This is a genomic window from Chryseobacterium sp. P1-3 (genome assembly GCF_000738495.1).
Taxonomy (GTDB): Bacteria; Bacteroidota; Bacteroidia; order Flavobacteriales; family Weeksellaceae; genus Chryseobacterium; species Chryseobacterium gallinarum.
In genome coordinates this window covers 1-1392 of sequence record NZ_JPEQ01000040.1, presented here as the reverse complement: position 1 = coordinate 1392, position 1392 = coordinate 1, and the positions used below count along the sequence as shown (strand labels likewise).

At 41.1% G+C, this 1392-nt stretch carries 2 protein-coding genes; both read right to left on the bottom strand.

The features are described from left to right. Window positions 1-591 (bottom strand): RHS repeat-associated core domain-containing protein (locus HX13_RS22340; RefSeq protein ID WP_316931385.1); only part of this gene is annotated, 591 nt, incomplete at its 3' end. Further along, complete coding sequence (locus HX13_RS26205; protein WP_316931384.1) at window positions 578-1144, bottom strand: hypothetical protein; 567 nt, start codon at window positions 1142-1144, stop codon at window positions 578-580. The genes HX13_RS22340 and HX13_RS26205, both read right to left, overlap by 14 nt. Window positions 1145-1392: the final 248 nt, after the last annotated feature.

Here is a 1392-nt window from a genome sequence, read left to right as displayed (position 1 = left end):
TACCAATCTTGTTTTTGTTTCTTCACTTTGGTAATCAACTACTGCATCAAGAGTAGCCCATCCCGCAGAAGCGGCAAGATTACTTCCACCCATTAGGAAAGTCCCCATAGTAAAAGCCAGGTTTCTTTCAAATTTTTCTGTGGCAAGAGCAGCTTTACTATTTCTGATACCAAAAGCTAATCTATCCTGAGAACCATGATAAGCACTTAAGCTTTGGATTCCCATAAATGATAGCCTAGAATCACTGACATTTTTTGTCAACTTAATCTCACCAATTTCAATAGGATTATTAGGAGTAGAACCTTTCCTTGGTGGATCCTCCTCTCCAAGCATTCCGGTTGGATCATTAAATCTTATAGGATTTCCATAAACATATGAATATGGACTGTAAGCAAATTGTAACTCGCTCAAAGGGTCATGTACACCCCATCTACCCAAATCCGGCATATACATCCTTGCCCCATAATCATACATTCCCGTCTCCTGTAGCTCCTTTCCATTGTACTTGTAATTAAAGTACCCTCCTAAAAGCCCTTTTCCCTGGCCAATATGGTTTAACCCGAACGGATAATAATTGTTAGTATCCGTCACTTGAGCAGCACCTACGCTGTTTTTTAGTATAGCTTACCCTCGCATTTCCAAGGTGATCCCTGTATTGGTAAATATAGCGGTTTTCAGCGAAACTATAAAATCCTTCTGCTGTTGGTACAAAATCAAGACGCCATTCCGGGGTAATAACACCCGGCTCAAGAATTTCCCCGGATTCCTTATAAGCCTCCTTTTCAAAAGCTACACTTGTACGGCACCATAGGCAAGGTTCAATAACTTCACGATATTTATACTGGAAACCATCCAGGTAATCGGTAATAACATTAGTGGTTGATTGTCCTCTTCCTCCTCCTGAAGTATTGAGTTTACGGAGTTTTATCCCATCTGCACGATAAAGGTATTGCAACCTGAAATTCTTAGTCCCGAAAAAAGGGTCAGTTTGGGTAATGGAATAGGCATCGGGTAAACTCAGGTAATTATATGCAATATTCTGAATTCCTTTATCTTTTAAATTGAGCATATTCCCGTTCTGGTCATAATCTATGATATTATTTCCGCCTTCATAGCCGGTATCGTTCAGAGAATGTTCTATCACCTGGTTCAAACGGTTGAAGTAGAGAAGTCATTCTGCCTCTTGTTTCCCCCTGATATCATACGGGCTGGAAAGCCAGTTGGTTCTTAAGTATTCCCAGGCACTTCCTGAAAAATTTGTTTGTTCCCCGATTTGGTAACAGCACTTACCGTTCCACCGCCACTTCTTCCGAGCGTAACATCATATTGGTTGGTAGTAATCTTGAATTCACGTACCGCTTCAATGGAGATTGAAAAAGGCGCCCCGCTTCG